This window comes from Isoptericola sp. NPDC055881, from assembly GCF_053615895.1.
On sequence record NZ_JBSHCR010000005.1, the window covers coordinates 46,253 to 66,043 of the forward strand.

Here is a 19,791-nt window from a genome sequence, read left to right on the forward strand (position 1 = left end):
CGGGCGCCCCCCCCCGCCTCGTGCGCTTTTTACACCCACACCCGCTGTATGGGGTAAACACCCCCCCACGCTCGGTGCACGGGCCGGTCGCTGCCCACTACGGTTGACCCGTGAGCGACCAGACCGGGCCGCCGCCCGCCGCCCCCGCACCCGTCCCGCCCGACCTCGGCGCCGCGCTCAGCCTGCGCGGGCTGTGGAAGCGGTTCGGGCAGAAGATCGCCGTCGCCGGCGTCGACCTCGACGTGCCGACCGGGTCGTTCTTCGGACTCGTCGGGCCCAACGGCGCCGGCAAGACGACCTCGCTGTCGATGGCGACCGGGCTGCTGCGCCCCGACTTCGGCTCGGTGCACGTGCACGGCACCGACCTGTGGGCACGGCCCGACGCGGCGAAGGCCACGCTGGGCGTCCTGCCCGACGGGGTGCGGCTCTTCGACCGCCTCACGGGGGCGCAGCTGCTCACCTACGCAGGGCTCCTGCGCGGGCTGGACCGGGACACCGTCGCGGAGCGCACCGAGGACCTGCTGCGGGCGATGGACCTCGCCGGCGACCGGGACACGTTCGTCGTCGACTACTCCGCCGGCATGACGAAGAAGATCGGCCTCGCGTCGGCGATGATCCACGCACCGCGCGTGCTCGTCCTCGACGAGCCGTTCGAGGCCGTGGACCCGGTGAGCGCGGCGAACATCCGCGACATCCTGCACGCCTACGTCCACGACGGCGGCACGGTCGTCGTGTCGAGCCACGTCATGGACCTGGTGCAGCGGATGTGCTCGCACGTGGCGGTCATCGCCGGCGGGCACGTGCTCGCTGCCGGGACCGTCGCCGAGGTGCGGGGCGAGCAGAGCCTCGAGGACCGGTTCGTGGACCTCGTGGGCGGCCGCCGGGAGTCGGAGGGACTGGCGTGGTTGCGCAGCTCGTCCGCCTCAAGCTGACCCTCCTGGCCAACACGTTCCGCCGGAGCGTGTGGCAGACGATCGGGCTCGTCGTCGCCTCCCTGTACGGGCTGGGCGTGCTGGTGCTCGTGCTGGTCGGCGCCGTCGCGGGCGGCGCCGCCGACCCCGAGCTCACCGGACAGGTGGTCACCGTCGTCGGGGCGCTGGTGGTCCTCGCGTGGTGGCTCGTGCCCGTCCTCGCGTTCGGCGTGGACGCGACGCTCGACCCGCGCCGCTTCGTCACGTTCGCCATCCCGCGGCGCACGATGCTCGTCGGACTGGCGCTGGGCGGCCTGGTGTCGGTGCCCGCGGCGGTGACGACCCTCGGGGCGCTCGGCGTCTCGCTCGCGTGGTGGCGCGACCCCGCGGCGCTGGTGGCCGCCCTCGTCGGCGGGGTCCTGGCGACCGCGCTGTGCGTGGTGGGCTCGCGCTCGACGACGACGGCGCTCGCGCCGCTGCTGGACTCGCGCCGCTACCGCGAGGTGCTGGCCGTCGTGGCCGTGGTTCCCCTCGTCCTCATCGGCCCGGCGTTCGGCTGGCTCGCCGGTGGCTTCGAGGGCACGGCCGACGCGGCCGGCGGCCCCGGCGCCGTCCTCGGCCCGCTGGCGCAGGTGGTGGGATGGACGCCGCTCGGCGCCCCCTGGGCGCTGCCGTCGGCCGTGCACGACGGTGCCTGGATGCTGGCCCTGGCCCGCCTGTTGATCGCCCTCGGCACGCTCGCGCTCGCGTGGGTCGTGTGGGACCGGGCGCTCGCGCGCGAGCTCGTGACGCCCCGGGGCGGGGGCGCGGCCTCGGCCGCCAAGGGGCTGGGCTGGTTCGGTCGGCTTCCCGCGACCCCCACGGGCGCCGTCGCGGCGCGTGCCGCGACGTACTGGCTGCGCGACCCGCGCTACGCGGCGTCGGTCGCGATGGTGCCGCTGGTGCCGCTGGTGCTCCTCGTGGTCGGCCTCGGCAACGGGATGGGCGGCGCGTTCCTGCTGGTCATGGCCCCGCTGGCGGCGTGGCTGCTCGGGTTCGGCATCTCGAACGACATCGGCTACGACAACACCGCGTTCGCGCTGCATGTCGCGACGGGCACGCCGGGCCGCGCCGACAGGTGGGGGCGCGTGCTGCCGGTCCTGGTCGGCGGAGTGCCGCTGACCGTGGCTTTCGCGCTGGTCGGCTGCGCCGTGGCCGGGCGGTGGGACGCGCTGCCCGCCCTGCTCGGCCTCACGGCGGGCACGCTGGGCGCGGCGCTCGGGATCTCGAGCGCGGTCTCCGCTCGGCTGGTCTACCCCGTGCCGAAGCCCGGGGACAGCCCGTTCAAGACGCCGCAGGGCGCGACGATGGCGACCATGGTCGCCCAGCTCGCGGCGATGGGGATCATCTTCGCGGTGTGCGTGCCCACGCTGGCGCTCGCGGTGCCCGCGATCCTGCTGCCCCAGGCCGCGCTCGGGTGGGCGGCGCTGGGCGTCGGGCTGGTCACGGGGGCCCTCGTCCTCCTGCTCGGGGTGCGCTGGGGCGCCCGCACCTACGACCGCCGGCTCCCCGAGCTGCTGCAACAGGTGATGGCTTTCGGCTGACGTTCCGACGGCACGCGACCCGCGATCCTGTGGACCCGGTCACGGTCTCGCCAAGGAACCTTTGCGACAATGGTGGACGTGACGTCCCTGAGCCCCGAGCACCTGCCCCTCCCCGAGCGCTGGACGGCCTCGGTCCCCGACCTCGGCGACCTGCCGCGTCTCGGTGAGCTCCGCGGCACCGTCGCGGCGCCGTTCACCGGCTCGTCCGTGGTGAACCAGGAAGCCCTCGCGGCCGAGGTGACCGGTCCGATGTCGTGGACGCGGCGCCAGCTGGTGGCGCGCGACCCGGAAGGCGTGATCCGGGCCTGGGCCACGGCGCACGACCGGGCCGCCGGGCGCGTCGTGGTGAGCGTGGACGTCGACCGCGACGTGCCGCAGGCGGACGACCTGGCGGCCGCGTGCTACGCCTGGGGGGCGCAGCAGGGACGGGCCCTCGCGGCCCAGCGCGGGCTGGCGCGCACCCAGCTCGACGCCGGCGCGTACGCCGGGGACGTGACCCAGCGGCGCTGGCTCGACGCCGCGGGGTACGTCCTGGCGCGCTCTTGGCTGCAGATGAGCCGCCCCGTGGTGCCCGAGGAGGCGTTGCGCGGCGTCCTGCCGGACCCGCGGCCGGGGGTGACGGTGCGCCGGGTCGCCACCCACGACGACGGCCTGCCGGTCGCCGAGGACCTGCAGACCGTGCACCGCGTGCTCGAGAGCGCGTTCGAGGACCACTTCAACTCCTACCGCGAGAGCTTCGGCGAGTTCCTGGTGCGGCTGCGGGCCGACCCGGGGCACCGCTGGGACCACTGGTGGCTGGCGCTCGTCGACGACCCGGAGCGCCCCGAGGACGAGCCGGAGCCGATGGGAGCGCTCGTCGGCGCGGCCCTGCCCTCGGGACCGTCCGGCAAGGAGGGCAGCTACGTCGAGTACCTCGGCGCGGACCGCCGGGCGCGCGGTCGCGGGGTCGCGACGGCGCTGCTGCTCGCCGTCGTCCAGGACGCGGCGGCCCGCGGGCGCGACCGCGTCGGCCTCGAGGTCGACGCCGACAGCCCGACCGGTGCCGCGGCGCTCTACGAGAGCTGGGGCTGGCGCACGTCGTACGTCACGGAGTCGTGGCACCAGGACGTCGACGCCTGACAGGCCGCGCGGGTGTCGGTGGCCCCGCCTACCGTCGGCGCATGGCAGATCACGGGACCCGGTTCGGGCCGGAGGACGAGCTGCGGGGCGCCCGGTTCGTCGAGGCCGACCTGACGGGGGCCACCTTCCGCCTCGCCCGGCTCGACGGGGCACGGTTCGACCAGACCTTCATGCCCGGCGCGGTGCTGCGCGGCGTGGACCTCACGGACGGGGACGTCGACGGCGAGATCACCGGGCTGCGGGTCAACGGCGTCGAGGTCGTGCCGCTGATCGAGGCCGAGCTGAACCGTCGTTACCCGGGTCGCGAGCATGCCCGGTCGGCGGACCTCGCCGAGCAGCGCGCGTCGCTCGAGGCGGCGCTGCGGGCGTGGGACGCGCACCTCGCGCGCGCAGCCGCCCTGGCACCCGGTGCCGTCGACGCCTCGGTCGACGGCGAGTGGTCGACGGCGCAGACGCTGCGCCACCTGGTGTTCGCCATGGACGGGTGGGTGCGGTACGGCCTGCGGGGGATCGACGACGCCTTCTGGTACGCGGGGCTGCCGTTCACCGAGTACGAGCCCGAGGTGGCGCGGCTCGGCGTCGACCTCGCGGCGCAGCCCTCGCTGGAGGAGACCCTCGCCGCCCACGCCGACCGTGTCGCGCAGGTGCTCGCCCTCTACGACGACCTCGCGGGCTCTGACGCGACGGCCCGGGCGCCGCGCCTCCCGCCGTGGGCTCCCGAGGGCTTCACCCGCGCGGTCTACCAGAGCCTCGGCGTCGTCGCGGGCGAGCACTGGGCGCACCTGCGGTTCGTGGAGCGCGACCTGGCGACGCTCGAGGACCGCGCCCGGGCTGCCGGGTAGGGCACGCCACGTAGACTCTCCCGACGTGGCACTCACCATCGGCATCGTCGGCCTGCCCAACGTCGGCAAGTCCACGCTCTTCAACGCACTGACCCGCAACCAGGTGCTCGCGGCGAACTACCCGTTCGCGACGATCGAGCCCAACGTCGGCGTGGTCCCGCTGCCCGACCCCCGGCTCGACACGCTCGCCGGGATCTTCAGCAGCGAGCGCACCCTGCCCGCCACCGTGTCGTTCGTCGACATCGCGGGCATCGTCAAGGGCGCCTCCGAGGGTGAGGGCCTGGGCAACAAGTTCCTCGCGAACATCCGCGAGGCCGACGCGATCTGCCAGGTCACCCGCGTGTTCGACGACGGCGACGTCGTCCGCGTCGAGGGGTCCGTGGACGCCGAGGGCGACATCGAGACCATCTCCACCGAGCTGATCCTGGCCGACCTCCAGACGCTGGAGAAGGCGCTGCCGCGGATGGAGAAGGAGGTCAAGATCAAGCGGGGCGACGCCGCGCTGTTCGCCGCCGCCACCACCGCGCAGAAGGTGCTCGAGTCGGGCACCACCCTCTTCCAGGGTGCGAAGGCCGCGGGACTCGAGCTGGCCGACGTCGCGTCGCTCCAGCTGCTGACGGCCAAGCCGTTCATCTACGTCTTCAACACCGACGAGGCCGGCCTCGCCGACCAGGGGATGCAGCAGCGCCTGCGCGACCTGGTAGCCCCGGCCGACGCCGTCTTCCTCGACGCGAAGTTCGAGTCGGAGCTCGTCGAGCTCGACCCGGAGGACGCCCGCGAGATGCTCGCCGACTCCGGTCAGGAGGAGGCGGGCCTCGACCAGCTCGCCCGCGTGGGCTTCCACACCCTCGGTCTGCAGACGTACCTCACCGCCGGCCCCAAGGAGTCGCGCGCCTGGACGATCCGCAAGGGCTGGACCGCCCCGCAGGCTGCCGGCGTCATCCACACGGACTTCGAGCGCGGCTTCATCAAGGCGGAGGTCATCTCGTTCGACGACCTCGTCGAGGCGGGCTCCGTGCAGGCCGCCCGTTCCGCGGGCAAGGCGCGCGTCGAGGGCAAGGACTACGTCATGCAGGACGGCGACGTCGTCGAGTTCCGCTTCAACGTCTAGTCCGACGTCTCATGGCGGGCGACGAGATGACCGAGGCGGACCGCCGGACGTCGACACCGACGTCGGGCGACGGGCACGGCAGCGAGGCCGGGGTGCCGGCGGTGGTGCTGCGCCGCGGGGAGGTCGCCGACATCCCCGCCTTGCTCGCCTTCTGGGCCGTGGCGGGCGAGAACGCGTCCCGGCCGGCCGACGACGCGACGATGGTCGAGAACCTGCTCGGGCGAGACCCGGACTGTCTCCTCGTGGCCGAGCAGGCGGGCGTGATCGTCGGCACCGTGATCGCCGGCTGGGACGGCTGGCGCGCTCACCTGTACCGGCTGGCGGTCGACCCGGGGTGTCGCGGGCAGGGCGTCGGACGGCGGCTGGTCGAGGCGGCGGAGGACCGGTTACGGACCCTGGGGGCGATCCGTTTCGACGCCATGGTGCTCTCCGAGAACGCGCTCGGCGCCCGTGCCTGGGCGGCGATGGGGTACCGCCCTCAGGACGACTGGACCCGGTGGGTACGGCCGGCCTGAGAGGACGCGTCGTGGCTCAGTCGGTCGGCCGCGGCAGCTGCGGGTAGCCCGCGACCGGGTACACGCCGATCGCGAACCCGTGCACCACCTCGCCCCGCCGGGGGAGGGTGTCGAACTCCTCCACCAGCGCCGCCATGCGCTGCCAGAACTCCTCCTTCTGCTGCTCGTCGATCCGGGCGTGCCGGACGAAGCCCCACAGCTGTCCCTCCAGGTAGGCCGGCCGGGACTCGCGGGCGGCGACCTCGAGGTCGTTGAAGTCCAGCGGTCGGCCCTGTCCGCCGTCGTCGGGCGCCGCGCCGTCGTGCCCGTCGAGCGAGACGTGGAACATCCGGGCGGTCCGGCCGTAGAACGCCTCGTCGATCGCGCGCACCCGCCGCGTCCGCACCACTCGCAGCAGGCCGGCCTCGGTGAGCACCTTGACGTGGTGGGCGACCGTGCTCTTGGGCCGGTCGACGGCGGTGCTGAGCTCGGTGACGCTCGCAGCCCGCTCGTGGAGCAGGCCGAGGATCGTGGTGCGCAGGGGGTTGCCGAGCGCGCGGACCTGGGCCGCGTCGGTCAGGACGCGGCGGTCCTCCAGGTCGTAGTCGGGGGTCTTGCCGTCCATGGTCGAACATACTAACGTTCTAGAACGTTCGGTATTTCTGGTTCATTGGAGGGTGTCATGGCCGAGATCGTCCTGTTCCACCATGCGCAGGGGCTCACACCGGGGGTGCGTGCGTTCGCCGGGGAGCTGTCCGCCGCCGGCCACACCGTGCACGTCCCCGACCTGTTCGAGGGGCGCACGTTCGACGACGTCGAGTCCGGCGTCGCGCACGCCCGGCAGATCGGGTTCGACACGGTGGTCGCCCGAGGGGTCGCGGCGGCGGAGGGGCTTCCTGCCGGAGTCGTCTACGCCGGGTTCTCGCTGGGGGTGATGCCCGCGCAGCGGCTCGCGCAGACCCGTCCCGGGGCGCAGGCGGCGGTCTTCGTCGACGGGTGCCTTCCCGTCGCCGAGTTCGGCGCATGGCCCGACGGCGTGCCGGTCCAGGTCCACGGTGGCGTGGACGACGAGTGGTTCGCCGAGGACCTGCCGGCGGCCCGCGAGCTGGCCGACACCACGCCGCTCGCCGAGCTGTTCCTCTACCGCGGCACGGCCCATCTGTTCGCCGACTCGTCGCTGAGCGGCTACGACGCGGAGGCGGCGGCGTTGCTGCTCGGCCGGGTGCGGGACTTCCTGGCGACGCTCTCGTGAGCGCCGCGGCACCGAGCGGGCAGCGTCGTCGGGCGAACGTCGGCCGGGTGCCGATACTGAGGGCATGAGCCTGTACGACGACGTCGGGGGCTTCGACGTCCTCCTGGCGGTGTGCCGACGGTGGAACGCGCTCTGCCTGGCGGATCCGGTGGCCTCGCACCCGTTCTCGCACGGCATGCTGCACCCGCAGCACGACGAGCGGCTCGCGGCGTACCTCGCAGAGGCGTTCGGCGGCCCGCGGCTATACACCGGGGGCTACGGGGACGAGTCGAGGATGCAGCGCATGCACGCCGGCAACGGGGAGCACCCCGACCTCGACGAGGTCTGCGTCACCCTGTTCCGGCGCGCGCTGGACGACGTCGGGGTGGGGCCGGAGGTCGGTGCTCGCGTCGGCGACTTCTTCGAGCGGCAGACGGTCGCCATGCGCGCCTACGGCCGTGGCCGCGACGCCGTGCCCGCCGGGCTGCCCCTGCCGCAGGCCTGAGATCGGCCCGGAGCCGGGTCACCCAGGGAGCGGGCCTACCATCGCCGGGTGCCGACGATCGTGCTGACCACCGTGATCCCGTCGTCCGCGGAGTCCTGCTTCGCGGCGAGCCTGTCGGTGGACGCGCACGCCGCGTCGATGAGCCGGTCGGGGGAGCGCGCCGTCGGCGGTGTGACGACCGGGGTCATGGGGCCCGGCGACACCGTCACCTGGCGGGCACGGCACTTCGGCGTCCCGTTCCGGATGACGTCGCGGATCAGCACCCACGACGCGCCGCACCGGTTCGTCGACGAGCAGGTCGCGGGACCGTTCCGGCGGTGGTGGCACGAGCACCGGTTCGAGCCGGTGCCCGGTGGCACCCGGATGACCGACACGGTCGAGTTCACGTCCCCCGCAGGACCGCTGGGCCGGCTGGTGGACCGCGTGGTCCTGACCCGCTACATGACGAGGCTCCTGCGCACGCGCAACCAGTGGCTCGTCGAGGCGCTCTCGCCGCGCGGCTGAGCGGGGGCGCCACGCCCGGCGTCGCCGGCGTGGGGCACGCCACACGACACGGTCGTGCGCGTGGCCGGTCGGGGTATCGATGCAGGTCAGCTCCTTGCTTGCCGTCGTGGCCCCGCGCGTCGCCCGGTCTCTGGGCCGCGCGGGGACAGCCGGCGCCCAGTCGGGCTGCTTACCCTCCCTCTGATGTTGCTCCAGGCTCCTACCTCGCCCCCGGGCGCCCTCGACCGCCCGCGCCCTGCGGCGAGGGGTGAGGGCCGATTCGGGCCGGCTCCCTCGCACGACGAGCCGCTCTCCCGGCTGACGTCGGCGCCCGCGCTGCTGGTCGGTCTGGTCGTCGTGACCCTCCTCGCGGCGGGGCCGTCCCAGCGGCTCGACGAGGCCGCGCACGGGCACTGGGCCAGGGAGCTCACCCCGAGGCTGCAGCCTTTCATCCAGCACGTGCTCGACCCGATCGCCGGGCAGGCGGTCTGCCTGCCGCTGCTCGCGGTGGTCGCCGTGGCCCTGTCGTGGCGGCGTCGCACCTGGCGTCCCCTGTGCTGCGCGGCCATGGCCGAGCTCGCGTTCTACGGTGGGGTCGGCCTGCTCAAGGTGGTCCTCGCCCGCCCGGCGCCGACCACGGACGACGCCGACCTCTTTGACGGCGGCCTGCGCCAGCTCGGCTGGAACGGGATCAGCTTTCCCTCGGGGCACGCGTCGGAGGCGGTGCTGGTCTACGGGACGGCCGTGTACCTGGTGGGACGGTGGACGGCGGCGTCGGCGCGCACGATGCGTGCCCTGCGGTTCGGGGTGGGCGCGATCGCGACCAACGCCGTGGCGGTGTCGTACTACCTCGGCTGGCACTGGGTCACGGACCTCGTGGGCGGCCTGCTGGTCGGCGGCCTCCTGCTGCGCCTGCTCGTCGAGTCAGACCGCGGCGACTGGCGGGTCCTGCGCCGGACCTCCCGCGGGCATCGTCCCTGAACCGCTCCGACCCGCGGCTTGCGGACTCCGTGGCGCCGGACGAATTCCGTTGCCCGGGGGCGAGCGCCTCTGGAAGGGTGTCCGCCGTGAACTCACCCCTTCCCGGCTCGCCGACCGGCGCAGCCCCCGCGAGCCTCCTGGCTGCCTACGACACCCAGCTGCGCACCGATGCGGAGGCCCCCGGTGCCCTGGCCGTGAGCCGGCTCGGGCCTGTGCGTCTCGTGACCTTCGGCGGTGGCCGGGGCTTCATCACCTATCGCGACCTCGGTGGGGCGGACGCGGCCACGATCCGGGGCTTCGTCGCCGCGGCGCTCGCGCACTTCCGCGACGACGCCACGATCTCGCGGGTCGAGTGGAAGACGCGGGGGCACGACGTCGCCCCGGGGCTGCACGAGGCGCTCGTCGACCACGGCTTCGTGCCCGAGGAGCCGGAGTCGATCATGATCGGGGAGGTGAGCTCTTTGGTCGCCGACGTGCCGCTGCCTGCGGGGGTGACCCTCCGCCAGGTCACGGAGGAGGCGGACGTGCGCGCCATGTCGGCGATGGCCGACGAGGTGTTCGGTGACGACCCCGCCACCTCGGGCCACGCCGACGACATCCTGCGCCGCCAGGAGCTCTACCCCGAGATGGAGCTGTGGGTCGCCGAGGCCGACGACCGGGTGGTCAGCGCCGGGCGCCTCGAGCCGGTGGCGGGCACCGAGTTCGCCGGCCTGTGGGGCGGGTCCACCCGCCCGGAGTGGCGCGGCCGCGGGATCTACCGGGCGCTCACCGCCGCGCGGGCGAGGTCCGCCCTGGCACGGGGCAAGCGGTACATGCACAGCGACTCCACGGAGTTCTCCCGGCCCATCCTGGAGCGGTCCGGGCTGGTCAAGGTGTCCACCACGACGCCGTACGAGTGGCGCCGCTGACGCTTCCTGAGGGCGGCCGAGGCGTGGGACGGCGTGTCCCGCAGGTTGCGACGAGATACCGGAATGGTCACGGTTACGGGCGCAAACCGGACCAAGGGTATGACCGGGGCCCCAGACGTGACTAGGCTCACCGGCGCACAGTGCAGTGCGCGCGCACACGCGCCTGTACCTCATCGAGGGGCGACCCCTTCCGATGAGCGACCCAACTCAGGAGGACACGTGACACCTCGACGACGACTTGCAGGCATCGGGGCCTTCACCCTGGCCTCGGCCCTGCTGCTGTCTGCGTGCGGTGGCGGATCCGGGGACAACCCCGAGGCCACGGGCGGCGACGGCGGCCCCACGACCGGCATCGTGACGGTCAGCAACGGCGAGCCGCAGAACCCGCTCATCCCCACGATGACCAACGAGACCTACGGCTCGAAGGTCATCAACAACCTCTTCGCCGGCCTGGTGTACTACGACGCCGACGGCGCCGTGAAGAACGAGATGGCCGAGTCCATCGACACCGAAGACCAGCAGACCTACACGATCAAGATCAAGGACGGCTGGAAGTTCACGGACGGCACCCCGGTGACGGCCGACAGCTACGTGAAGGCGTGGAACTACGGCGCCAAGCTGTCGAACAAGCAGAACCTGTCGTACTTCTTCGAGCCCATCGAGGGCTTCTCGTACGAGAAGGACTCGGAGCTGACGGGCCTCAAGGTCGTGTCGGACACCGAGTTCACGGTGAAGCTGATGCAGCCCGAGTCCGACTTCAAGACCCGTCTCGGCTACGCGGCGTTCATGCCGCTGCCGGACTCGTTCTTCGACGACCCGAAGGCCTTCGGTGAGAAGCCGGTCGGCAACGGCCCGTACATGCTGGACTCGTGGGAGCACAACCAGCAGATCTCGCTGCGCCCGAACAAGGACTACCAGGGTGCGCGCAAGGTCCAGAACGGTGGCATCGACCTGATCGCCTACACCGAGGAGGACACCGCGTACAACGACCTCCTCTCGGGCAACCTGGACATCGTCACCAACGTCCCGTCGTCGGCCTTCGCCACGTTCGAGGACGACCTGGGCGACCGTGCGGTCAACCAGCCGTCGGCCGTCATCCAGGTCGTCAACGTCCCGGAGTACCTGCCTGAGTGGGGCGGCGAGGCGGGGCACATGCGTCGCCAGGCCGTCTCGATGGCCATCAACCGTGACGAGATCACCAAGACGATCTACAACGGCTCCCGCACGCCGGCCACCGACTTCACGTCTCCCGTGATCGACGGCTGGTCGGACGACATCCCGGGCAACGAGGTCCTCAAGTACGACCCCGAGAAGGCCAAGCAGCTGTGGGACCAGGCCGAGGGCATCTCGAAGTTCGGTGACAAGGCGATCACCATCGCCTCGAACGCGGACTCCGACCACCAGACCTGGGTCGACGCGGTCTGCAACAACATCCGCAGCGCCCTCGGCGTCGACTGCGAGTTCGCCCCGTTCCCCACGTTCGACGAGTTCCTCGACGCGCGTGACAACCAGACCCTCAAGGGCCTGTTCCGTGGCGGCTGGCAGGCCGACTACCCGGCCATGAGCAACTTCCTCGGGCCGATCTACGGCACGGGTGCTGGCTCGAACGACGCGCAGTACTCGAGCAAGGAGTTCGACGCCAAGCTCAAGGAGGCGAACGGCGCCGACACGCCCGAGAAGGCGATCGCGCTCTACAAGGAGGCCCAGACGATCCTGTTCAAGGACATGCCTGGCATCCCGCTCTGGTACCAGAACGTCACCGCCGGCTACGGCGAGGACGTCGACAACGTGGTGTTCGGCTGGGACAGCGACCCGCTGCTGTACCAGGTCACGAAGAACTCGTGACCCCCGTCCGATGACGACCGTCGACCCAGGGCATCCTGGACGGGCACCCCGTCCGCGAGCCCTGGGTCGGCGGTCCGATTCGGAACCCGCCGACCGCGTCCTGTAGCGTCGCGGTCGGCCACCCGACCGTGATGGGGGCGGGGCGTGCCGACGACGCACGCTCCGCCCCCGTGGCTGTCCGGGCAACGACGGCCGGACAACGACCCGTAGCCCGGGGGATCCCCGGAGCGAACGAGGAGACAACACACATGCTCTGGTATCTCGGACGCAGGCTCTTGCAGATGATCCCTGTGTTCCTGGGGGCGACCCTCCTGCTGTACGCGATGGTGTTCCTCCGTCCCGGTGACCCCGTGGCCGGCCTGGGCGGGGAGCGCGGTCTCCCCGAGGCGGTCCAGGAGCAGATCCGCGCGGAGTACAACCTCGACAAGCCGTTCATCGTCCAGTACCTGCTGTTCCTGCGCGGGGTGTTCACGCTCGACTTCGGGGTGGACTTCCGCGGCCGCGAGATCACGGACGTGATGGCGCACGCGTTCCCCATCACCTTCCAGCTCGCGATCATGGCCCTCATCCTCGAGGGCGTGTTCGGCATCCTGTTCGGACTCATCGCCGGTATGCGCAAGGGCGGCATCTTCGACGGCACGGTGCTGGTCCTCAGCCTCGTGGTCATCGCGGTGCCGACCTTCGTCATCGGCTTCGTCCTGCAGTTCATCTTCGGCGTGAAGCTGGGGTGGTTCCCTGTCAGCGTCGGCAACGACCCAGGGTTGTACGAGCTGTTCTTACCCGCGGTGGTGCTGGCAGCGACGTCGTTCGCGTACGTGCTGCGGCTGACCCGCACGTCGGTGGGCGAGAACCTCAGCGCCGACTACGTGCGCACCGCGCGCGCCAAGGGCCTGAGCCGCACCCAGGTCACCGGCCGCCACGTGCTGCGCAACTCGCTCATCCCCGTGGTGACCTTCCTCGGCGCCGACCTCGGCAACCTCATGGCCGGGGCGATCGTCACCGAGGGCATCTTCAACATCCAAGGCGTCGGCGGAACGCTCTACCAGGCGATCATCCGCGGCGAGAACGTGACCGTCGTCGCGATCACCACGGTGCTGGTCCTCGTGTACATCCTCGCGAACCTGCTCGTCGACCTCCTCTACGCCGCCCTCGACCCGAGGATCCGTTATGCCTGAGAACCGTTTCGAGACCGTGCCCGGCGGGCGGCGACCCCGCCCCGGGCAGGAGCACTTCGCCGCCGCGGTGGACGAGGGCGGCCTCGGGGCCGTCGACGCGGTCCGGGCCGACGCGGCGCCCTCGAGCCTGTGGCGCGAGGCCTGGCGCGACATGCGCCGCCGCCCGCTGTTCTGGGTGTCGGCCGCGATCATCGTCCTCGTCGTCATCGTGGCCGCCTTCCCCGGCTGGTTCACGGACATCCACCCCCGGTACGAGTGCGAGCTGTCGAACTCCCTCGCGGGGCCGGAGCCGGGGCACATCTTCGGCTTCGACAAGCAGGGCTGCGACATCTTCTCCCGCACCATCTACGGCGCCCGCGCGTCGGTGCTCGTGGGCGTCATGTCGACCGTGATGGTCGTCATCATCGGCACCGCCATGGGTGCCGTCGCCGGCTACTACGGCGGCTGGTTCGACGCCGTCCTGTCGCGCATCACGGACATCTTCTTCGCCATCCCGCTGGTGCTGGCCGCCATCGTCTTCATGTCGGTCACGACCAACCGGACGAGCTTCACCGTCGCCTTCGTGCTCGCCGCGTTCGGGTGGACGTCCATCGCCCGCATCACGCGCGGCACGGTGATGTCCGTGAAGAACAACGAGTTCGTCACGGCCGCCCGCTCGCTCGGCATGGGCCGCGGCAAGATCCTGCTCCGGCACGTCCTGCCCAACTCGGCCGCGCCGATCATCGTGTACGCGACCGTCGCCCTGGGCACGTTCATCGTCGCCGAGGCGACGCTGAGCTTCCTCGGCATCGGCCTGCCGCCGAGCACGGTCTCGTGGGGCGGCGACATCAGCATGGCGCAGAGGTCCATCCGCGTGGCCCCGGAGATCCTCTTCTACCCGGCCGGCGGCCTGGCTCTCACGGTGCTCGGCTTCATCATGATGGGCGACGTGGTTCGCGACGCCCTCGACCCGAAGGCACGGAAGCGATGACGACACAGTTCCCCGTGACGAACGGCAACCTGCCCGCGGGTGGAGGCGACGGCTCGAGCTACGAGGCCGGGACCGACAAGCCCCTGCTCGAGATCCGCGACCTCGAGGTGACGTTCAACACCTCCGAGGGCGAGGTGCACGCCGTCCGCGGCGCGGACATCACGGTCTACCCCGGCCAGGCGGTCGCGATCGTCGGCGAGTCGGGATCCGGCAAGTCGACGACCGCGCACGCCGTGATCGACCTGCTGCCGGGCACCGGCAAGGTCACCGGCGGCAGCATCATGTTCGACGGCCGCGAGATCGTCGGCCTGCCCCGGACGGAGATCGAGGCGATGCGCGGCCGCGACATCGGCCTCGTCCCGCAGGACCCGATGTCCAACCTCAACCCGGTCTGGCGCATCGGGACCCAGATCGAGGAGGCGCTCAAGGCCAACGGCTTCGAGGGCGGCAAGCAGGAGCGCAAGGACCGCGTCGCGGGCCTGCTCCAGGAGGCCGGCCTGCCCGACGCCGAGCGGCGCGCGCGGCAGTTCCCGCACGAGTTCTCGGGCGGCATGCGGCAGCGCTCGCTCATCGCGATCGGCCTGGCCTCGCGGCCGAAGCTGCTCATCGCGGACGAGCCGACGTCGGCCCTCGACGTCACCGTGCAGCGGCAGATCCTCGACCACCTCGAGGTGCTCACGCAGGAGCTCGGCACCGCCGTCCTGTTCATCACCCACGACCTGGGCCTGGCCGCCGAGCGCGCCGAGCACCTCGTGGTGATGTTCAAGGGCCGCGTGGTCGAGTCGGGCCCCGCCCGGCAGATCCTCGCCGACCCGCAGCACCCGTACACGCGACGTCTCGTCGCCTCCGCGCCGTCGCTCGCGTCCCGCCGGATCCAGGTGGCGCGCGAGGCGGGCGAGGAGTCGGACGACCTGCTGGCCCCCGACCTCGACGCCACGGTGCCCCGCGCCGGGGCGCAGGCCGCCGGCACGTCGGACATCGTCGTGGCCCGGAACCTCACCAAGGTCTTCAACATCCGCGGTGGCAGGCCCGGGGCGTCGACGGAGTTCAAGGCCGTCGACGACGTGAGCTTCACCCTCAAGCGCGGGCACACGCTCGCGCTGGTGGGGGAGTCGGGCTCCGGCAAGTCGACCGCCGCGAACATGGTGCTCGGGCTGCTCGACGCCACGTCCGGCACGGTCGAGTTCGACGGCGCGGACATCTCGCGGTTCTCCACCAAGGAGGCCTTCGCGTTCCGCCGCCGGATCCAGCCGGTGTTCCAGAACCCGTACGGCTCGCTCGACCCGACGTACTCGATCTTCCGCTCCATCGAGGAGCCGCTCGCCCTGCACAAGGTGGGCTCCAGGAAGGAGCGCGAGAAGCGGGTGCGCGAGCTGCTCGACATGGTGGCGCTGCCCCAGTCGGCGATGCGGCGCTTCCCGAACGAGCTCTCGGGCGGCCAGCGCCAGCGCATCGCCATCGCGCGGGCGCTCGCCCTCCGTCCCGAGGTGATCGTGCTCGACGAGGCCGTGTCCGCCCTCGACGTGCTGGTCCAGGCGCAGATCCTCGACCTGCTGGGCAACCTGCAGTCGGAGCTGGGGCTGTCGTACCTGTTCATCACGCACGACCTCGCGGTGGTCCGCCAGATCGCCGACCAGGTCGTCGTCATGCAGACGGGCCGGGTCGTCGAGCAGGCCACCACCGACGAGGTGTTCGACAACCCGCGCGAGCAGTACACGCGTGACCTCCTGGCTGCCATCCCCGGCGCCGGCCTGGAGGGCGCCGCGATCGCGGGCTGACGCGACGCACGACGCGAGAGGGGCCGTCCGGCAGCGCCGGGCGGCCCCTCTTCCGTTTGCCGGCCCGGGCACTCGGCGTCAGGGTGAGGGGCATGACGCGCGCGTCGACGTTGTCCCGCGGGGTCTTCTACCCTGCAGCCGGCATCATCCTGCTCTTCGTGCTGCTCGCCGTCTTCGCCACGGACGCGACGACGAACGTGATGAACGCGCTCCAGTCCGAGGTCATCGGCGCGTTCGGCTGGTACTACGTCCTCCTCGTCGCCTGCTTCGTGATCTTCGCGATCTGGATGGGGCTCAGCCGGTTCGGCGACATCGTGCTGGGCCCGGACGACGAGACGCCGGACTTCAAGCTCCCGGTCTGGTTCTCGATGCTCTTCGCCACCGGGATGGGCATCGGCCTCGTCTACTACGGCGTGTCCGAGCCGCTGTCCCACTTCGTCAGCCCGAAGCCGGGCGTCACCGGCGACGACGCCACCCTCGCCCAGGCGGCGATCTCCCAGACCTACGTGCACTGGGGCTTCCACGCCTGGGCGATCTACGTGGTCGCCGGTCTCGCGCTCGCGTACGCGATCCACCGCAAGGGCCGGCCCGTGTCGATCCGCTGGGCGCTGGAGCCGCTGCTCGGCGACCGGGTCAAGGGCTGGCTGGGCAACGTCATCGACGTCGTGGCGATCATCGGCACGGTCTTCGGCGTCGCCACGTCGCTCGGCCTCGGGGTGCTGCAGGTCGCGCACGGGCTGGGCTACCTGGACGTCGTGGAGCCCAGCACGGCGCTGGAGATCGGCCTCATCGCGGCGATCACGGCGCTCGCCGCGCTGTCCGTCGCCTCCGGTCTCTCCAAGGGCATCAAGTGGCTGTCGAACGGCAACATGGTGCTCGCGGGCGTGGTCCTCGTGGTCGTGCTGGTCATCGGGCCTACCCTGTTCCTCCTGCGCAGCTGGGTGCAGTCATTCGGGTACTACTTCGCGAACGTCATCCAGATGACCTTCGACACCCTGGCCTTCCGCGGCGACGAGGGCCTGGCGTGGGAGTCGAGCTGGACGATCTTCTACTGGGGCTGGTGGATCTCCTGGGCGCCGTTCGTCGGCGTCTTCATCGCCCGGATCTCCCGCGGCCGCACCGTGCGGGAGTTCGTGCTCGGCACGCTCGCGGTGCCGATGGCCGTCGCCACGATCTGGTTCAGCGTGTTCGGCGGCGCGGGCCTGCACCAGGAGATGACGCAGCCGGGCAGCATGCTCGACCCCGCGACCGGAGGCGTGAACACCGACACGGCGATGTTCCAGCTCTTCGCGTCGCTGCCGGGCGGCGGCACGTGGCTCGCCGTCGCGGGCATCGTGCTGGTGGTCGTCTTCTTCGTCACGTCGTCCGACTCCGGGTCGTTCGTCGTCGACATGCTCGCCAACGGCGGCAACCCGAACCCGCCGCTGTGGAGCCGGCTGTTCTGGGCCGTGCTCCAGGGCCTCGTCGCGGCGGCGCTGCTGCTGGCGGGCGGTCTGCAGGCCCTCCAGACGGCGGCGATCCTCATCGCCCTGCCGTTCTCGCTCGTGCTCATCGGGATGGCTGTCTCGATCGTCAAGGAGCTCGGGGTGGAGCACCGCGCGATCGTGCGCGCCGAACGGCGGGCGGCACGCACGGCGCTCACCGAGCACGTGACCGAGAAGGTCGCGACGACGCTCGCCGGGCGCTGGGAGAACGTGCTGCCGCCTGCGCCCGGCGCGCTCCGGCTGCGCGTGCCCCGACGGCGGGACACCAAGCCCGGCAGGGCGCCGGAGCCGGGACCGGACGACGGGCGCGGACCGGGCGGTCCAGCGGGCGGTTGAGCGGGGCGGGTCGGGGCGGGGTCCGGGGCCGGTCCGCGAGCGGGTTCGCGCGGCAGGTAAGATAGCCGAGGCCCGATCGCGGGCCACCCCTCCCTCCCCAGGAAAAGAGACCCTCGATGTCTGTGCGCTCAGACCTGCGCAACGTGGCGATCGTCGCCCACGTCGACCACGGCAAGACGACCCTCGTGGACGCCATGCTGCGCCAGGCAGGCGCCTTCTCCGCCCACCAGCACGTGGACGACCGCGTGATGGACTCCGGCGACCTGGAGCGCGAGAAGGGGATCACGATCCTCGCGAAGAACACCGCGGTCCGGTACGCCGGTCCGTCGGCCGCGAGCGTCGGCGAGCCCGGCGGGATCACCATCAACGTGATCGACACCCCGGGCCACGCCGACTTCGGCGGCGAGGTCGAGCGCGGCCTGTCGATGGTCGACGGCGTGGTGCTGCTCGTCGACGCGTCGGAGGGCCCGCTGCCCCAGACCCGCTTCGTGCTGCGCAAGGCGCTGGCCGCGAAGCTGCCCGTCATCGTGGTCGTGAACAAGGTCGACCGCCCGGACGCCCGCATCACCGAGGTCGTGGGGGAGACCACCGACCTGCTGCTGGGCCTCGCGAGCGACCTGTCCGACGAGGTGCCCGACCTCGACCTGGACGCCATCCTCGACGTGCCCGTCGTCTACGCGTCCGCGAAGGCCGGCCGTGCGTCGATCGACCAGCCCGGCGACGGCGCGCTGCCCGCCAACGAGGACCTCGAGCCTCTGTTCGCCACGATCCTCGAGAAGATCCCGGCGCCCACGTTCGACGCCGACATGCCGCTCCAGGCGCACGTCACCAACCTCGACGCGTCGCCGTTCCTCGGCCGCCTCGCGCTGCTGCGGATCTTCAACGGGACGCTGCGCAAGGGCCAGACGGTGGCGTGGGCCCGCCACGACGGCACGCTGTCGAGCGTCCGGATCACGGAGCTCCTCGAGACCAAGGCGCTCGACCGGGTGCCCACCGAGTCGGCCGGCCCGGGCGAGATCGTCGCCGTCGCGGGCATCGCGGACATCATGATCGGCGAGACCCTCACCGACGTGGACGACCCGCGCCCGCTGCCGCTGATCACGGTGGACGACCCGGCGATCTCGATGACCGTCGGCATCAACACGTCGCCGCTGGCCGGCAAGGGCGGCAAGGGCCACAAGGTCACCGCGCGCCAGGTCAAGGACCGCCTCGACGCGGAGCTCATCGGCAACGTGTCGCTCAAGGTGCTGCCGACCGAGCGTCCCGACGCGTGGGAGGTGCAGGGCCGCGGCGAGCTGGCGCTGGCGATCCTCGTCGAGCAGATGCGCCGCGAGGGCTTCGAGCTCACCGTCGGCAAGCCGCAGGTCGTCACCAAGCAGATCGACGGCAAGCGGCACGAGCCGATGGAGCGCATGACGATCGACGTGCCCGAGGAGTACCTCGGCGCCGTGACGCAGCTCCTCGCGCAGCGCAAGGGCCGCATGGAGACGATGAGCAACCACGGCACCGGCTGGGTGCGCATGGAGTTCATGGTCCCGGCGCGCGGCCTCATCGGCTTCCGCACGCAGTTCCTCACCGAGACGCGCGGCACCGGCATCGCCGCCTCGATCTCCGAGGGCTTCGAGCCGTGGCACGGTCCGATCGAGTCGCGCAACACGGGCTCCCTCGTGGCCGACCGTGCGGGCAAGGTGACGCCGTTCGCCATGATCAACCTGCAGGAGCGCGGCTCGTTCTTCGTCGACCCCACGCAGGAGGTCTACGAGGGCATGATCGTCGGCGAGAACTCCCGCAACGAGGACATGGACGTCAACATCACCAAGGAGAAGAAGCTGACGAACATGCGGTCCTCGACCGCCGACAACTTCGAGAACCTCATCCCGCCGCGCAAGCTCACGCTGGAGGAGTCCCTCGAGTTCGCGCGCGAGGACGAGTGCGTCGAGGTGACGCCGGAGGTCGTGCGCATCCGCAAGGTCGAGCTCGACGCGACCTCCCGCGCTCGCGCCGTCGCCCGCGCCAAGCGCGCCTGATCGACCGG

18 protein-coding genes are annotated in these 19,791 nt (G+C 71.9%); 17 read left to right on the forward strand and 1 reads right to left on the reverse strand.

What is annotated here, in order from left to right; translation table 11 throughout:
* Nucleotides 1–110 precede the first annotated feature (110 nt).
* The 6 genes from ACWGKI_RS02710 to ACWGKI_RS02735 all read left to right on the forward strand — a co-directional run bounded on the left by ACWGKI_RS02710 (nucleotide 111) and on the right by ACWGKI_RS02735 (nucleotide 6,081).
* Nucleotides 111–932, forward strand: coding sequence for an ABC transporter ATP-binding protein (locus ACWGKI_RS02710; protein WP_380242906.1), 822 nt, complete (start codon nucleotides 111–113; stop codon nucleotides 930–932).
* Nucleotides 902–2,494: a hypothetical protein gene (locus ACWGKI_RS02715; RefSeq protein WP_452184497.1), complete on the forward strand. Its 1,593-nt coding sequence runs from the start codon at nucleotides 902–904 to the stop codon at nucleotides 2,492–2,494. The genes ACWGKI_RS02710 and ACWGKI_RS02715 overlap by 31 nt, the downstream gene beginning before the upstream one ends.
* Nucleotides 2,495–2,563: 69 nt before the next feature.
* The gene (locus ACWGKI_RS02720; RefSeq protein ID WP_452184499.1) at nucleotides 2,564–3,613 is read left to right on the forward strand and encodes a GNAT family N-acetyltransferase; all 1,050 of its coding nucleotides are present in this window, start codon (nucleotides 2,564–2,566) and stop codon (nucleotides 3,611–3,613) included.
* 41 nt (nucleotides 3,614–3,654) lie between these two features.
* Nucleotides 3,655–4,455, forward strand: coding sequence for a DinB family protein (locus ACWGKI_RS02725; protein WP_452184501.1), 801 nt, complete (start codon nucleotides 3,655–3,657; stop codon nucleotides 4,453–4,455).
* Between the two features lie 25 nt (nucleotides 4,456–4,480).
* The gene (gene ychF / locus ACWGKI_RS02730) at nucleotides 4,481–5,566 is read left to right on the forward strand and encodes a redox-regulated ATPase YchF (RefSeq protein ID WP_380242914.1); all 1,086 of its coding nucleotides are present in this window, start codon (nucleotides 4,481–4,483) and stop codon (nucleotides 5,564–5,566) included.
* An 11-nt stretch (nucleotides 5,567–5,577) separates the two neighbouring features.
* Entirely contained in the window at nucleotides 5,578–6,081 is a 504-nt protein-coding gene (locus ACWGKI_RS02735; RefSeq protein WP_452184503.1) for a GNAT family N-acetyltransferase, read from the forward strand.
* 16 nt (nucleotides 6,082–6,097) lie between these two features.
* Here the strand turns inward: ACWGKI_RS02735 and ACWGKI_RS02740 are convergent, their stop codons facing one another.
* On the reverse strand, nucleotides 6,098–6,685 hold the full coding sequence (locus ACWGKI_RS02740) for an ArsR/SmtB family transcription factor (RefSeq protein WP_452184505.1): 588 nt from the start codon (nucleotides 6,683–6,685) through the stop codon (nucleotides 6,098–6,100).
* A gap of 57 nt (nucleotides 6,686–6,742) precedes the next feature.
* Between ACWGKI_RS02740 and ACWGKI_RS02745 the strand changes: the two genes are divergently transcribed.
* The 11 genes from ACWGKI_RS02745 to typA all read left to right on the forward strand — a co-directional run bounded on the left by ACWGKI_RS02745 (nucleotide 6,743) and on the right by typA (nucleotide 19,783).
* Nucleotides 6,743–7,312 carry a dienelactone hydrolase family protein gene (locus tag ACWGKI_RS02745; RefSeq protein ID WP_452184507.1) on the forward strand — a complete coding sequence of 190 codons (570 nt, stop codon included), beginning with the start codon at nucleotides 6,743–6,745 and terminating at the stop codon, nucleotides 7,310–7,312.
* 64 nt (nucleotides 7,313–7,376) lie between these two features.
* Nucleotides 7,377–7,796, forward strand: a complete 420-nt coding sequence (locus tag ACWGKI_RS02750) for a globin domain-containing protein (protein WP_452184509.1) — start codon at nucleotides 7,377–7,379, stop codon at nucleotides 7,794–7,796.
* Nucleotides 7,797–7,844: 48 nt separating this feature from the next.
* Nucleotides 7,845–8,300, forward strand: coding sequence for an SRPBCC family protein (locus tag ACWGKI_RS02755; RefSeq protein ID WP_380242925.1), 456 nt, complete (start codon nucleotides 7,845–7,847; stop codon nucleotides 8,298–8,300).
* Between the two features lie 183 nt (nucleotides 8,301–8,483).
* A complete protein-coding gene (locus ACWGKI_RS02760; protein ID WP_452184511.1) occupies nucleotides 8,484–9,260 on the forward strand; it encodes a phosphatase PAP2 family protein in 777 nt (258 codons plus the stop codon).
* 86 nt (nucleotides 9,261–9,346) lie between these two features.
* The gene (locus tag ACWGKI_RS02765; protein ID WP_452184513.1) at nucleotides 9,347–10,168 is read left to right on the forward strand and encodes a GNAT family N-acetyltransferase; all 822 of its coding nucleotides are present in this window, start codon (nucleotides 9,347–9,349) and stop codon (nucleotides 10,166–10,168) included.
* Nucleotides 10,169–10,387: 219 nt separating this feature from the next.
* A complete protein-coding gene (locus tag ACWGKI_RS02770) occupies nucleotides 10,388–12,013 on the forward strand; it encodes a peptide ABC transporter substrate-binding protein (protein WP_452184515.1) in 1,626 nt (541 codons plus the stop codon).
* Nucleotides 12,014–12,261: 248 nt separating this feature from the next.
* Entirely contained in the window at nucleotides 12,262–13,188 is a 927-nt protein-coding gene (locus ACWGKI_RS02775) for an ABC transporter permease (RefSeq protein WP_380242934.1), read from the forward strand.
* Nucleotides 13,181–14,158, forward strand: coding sequence for an ABC transporter permease (locus ACWGKI_RS02780; RefSeq protein WP_380242936.1), 978 nt, complete (start codon nucleotides 13,181–13,183; stop codon nucleotides 14,156–14,158). The genes ACWGKI_RS02775 and ACWGKI_RS02780 overlap by 8 nt, the downstream gene beginning before the upstream one ends.
* Nucleotides 14,155–15,936, forward strand: a complete 1,782-nt coding sequence (locus ACWGKI_RS02785; protein WP_452184518.1) for a dipeptide ABC transporter ATP-binding protein — start codon at nucleotides 14,155–14,157, stop codon at nucleotides 15,934–15,936. The genes ACWGKI_RS02780 and ACWGKI_RS02785 overlap by 4 nt, the downstream gene beginning before the upstream one ends.
* Before the next feature lie 92 nt (nucleotides 15,937–16,028).
* Nucleotides 16,029–17,756: a BCCT family transporter gene (locus ACWGKI_RS02790; protein ID WP_380242402.1), complete on the forward strand. Its 1,728-nt coding sequence runs from the start codon at nucleotides 16,029–16,031 to the stop codon at nucleotides 17,754–17,756.
* A 116-nt stretch (nucleotides 17,757–17,872) separates the two neighbouring features.
* The gene (typA, locus tag ACWGKI_RS02795; protein ID WP_380242404.1) at nucleotides 17,873–19,783 is read left to right on the forward strand and encodes a translational GTPase TypA; all 1,911 of its coding nucleotides are present in this window, start codon (nucleotides 17,873–17,875) and stop codon (nucleotides 19,781–19,783) included.
* Nucleotides 19,784–19,791 lie beyond the last annotated feature (8 nt).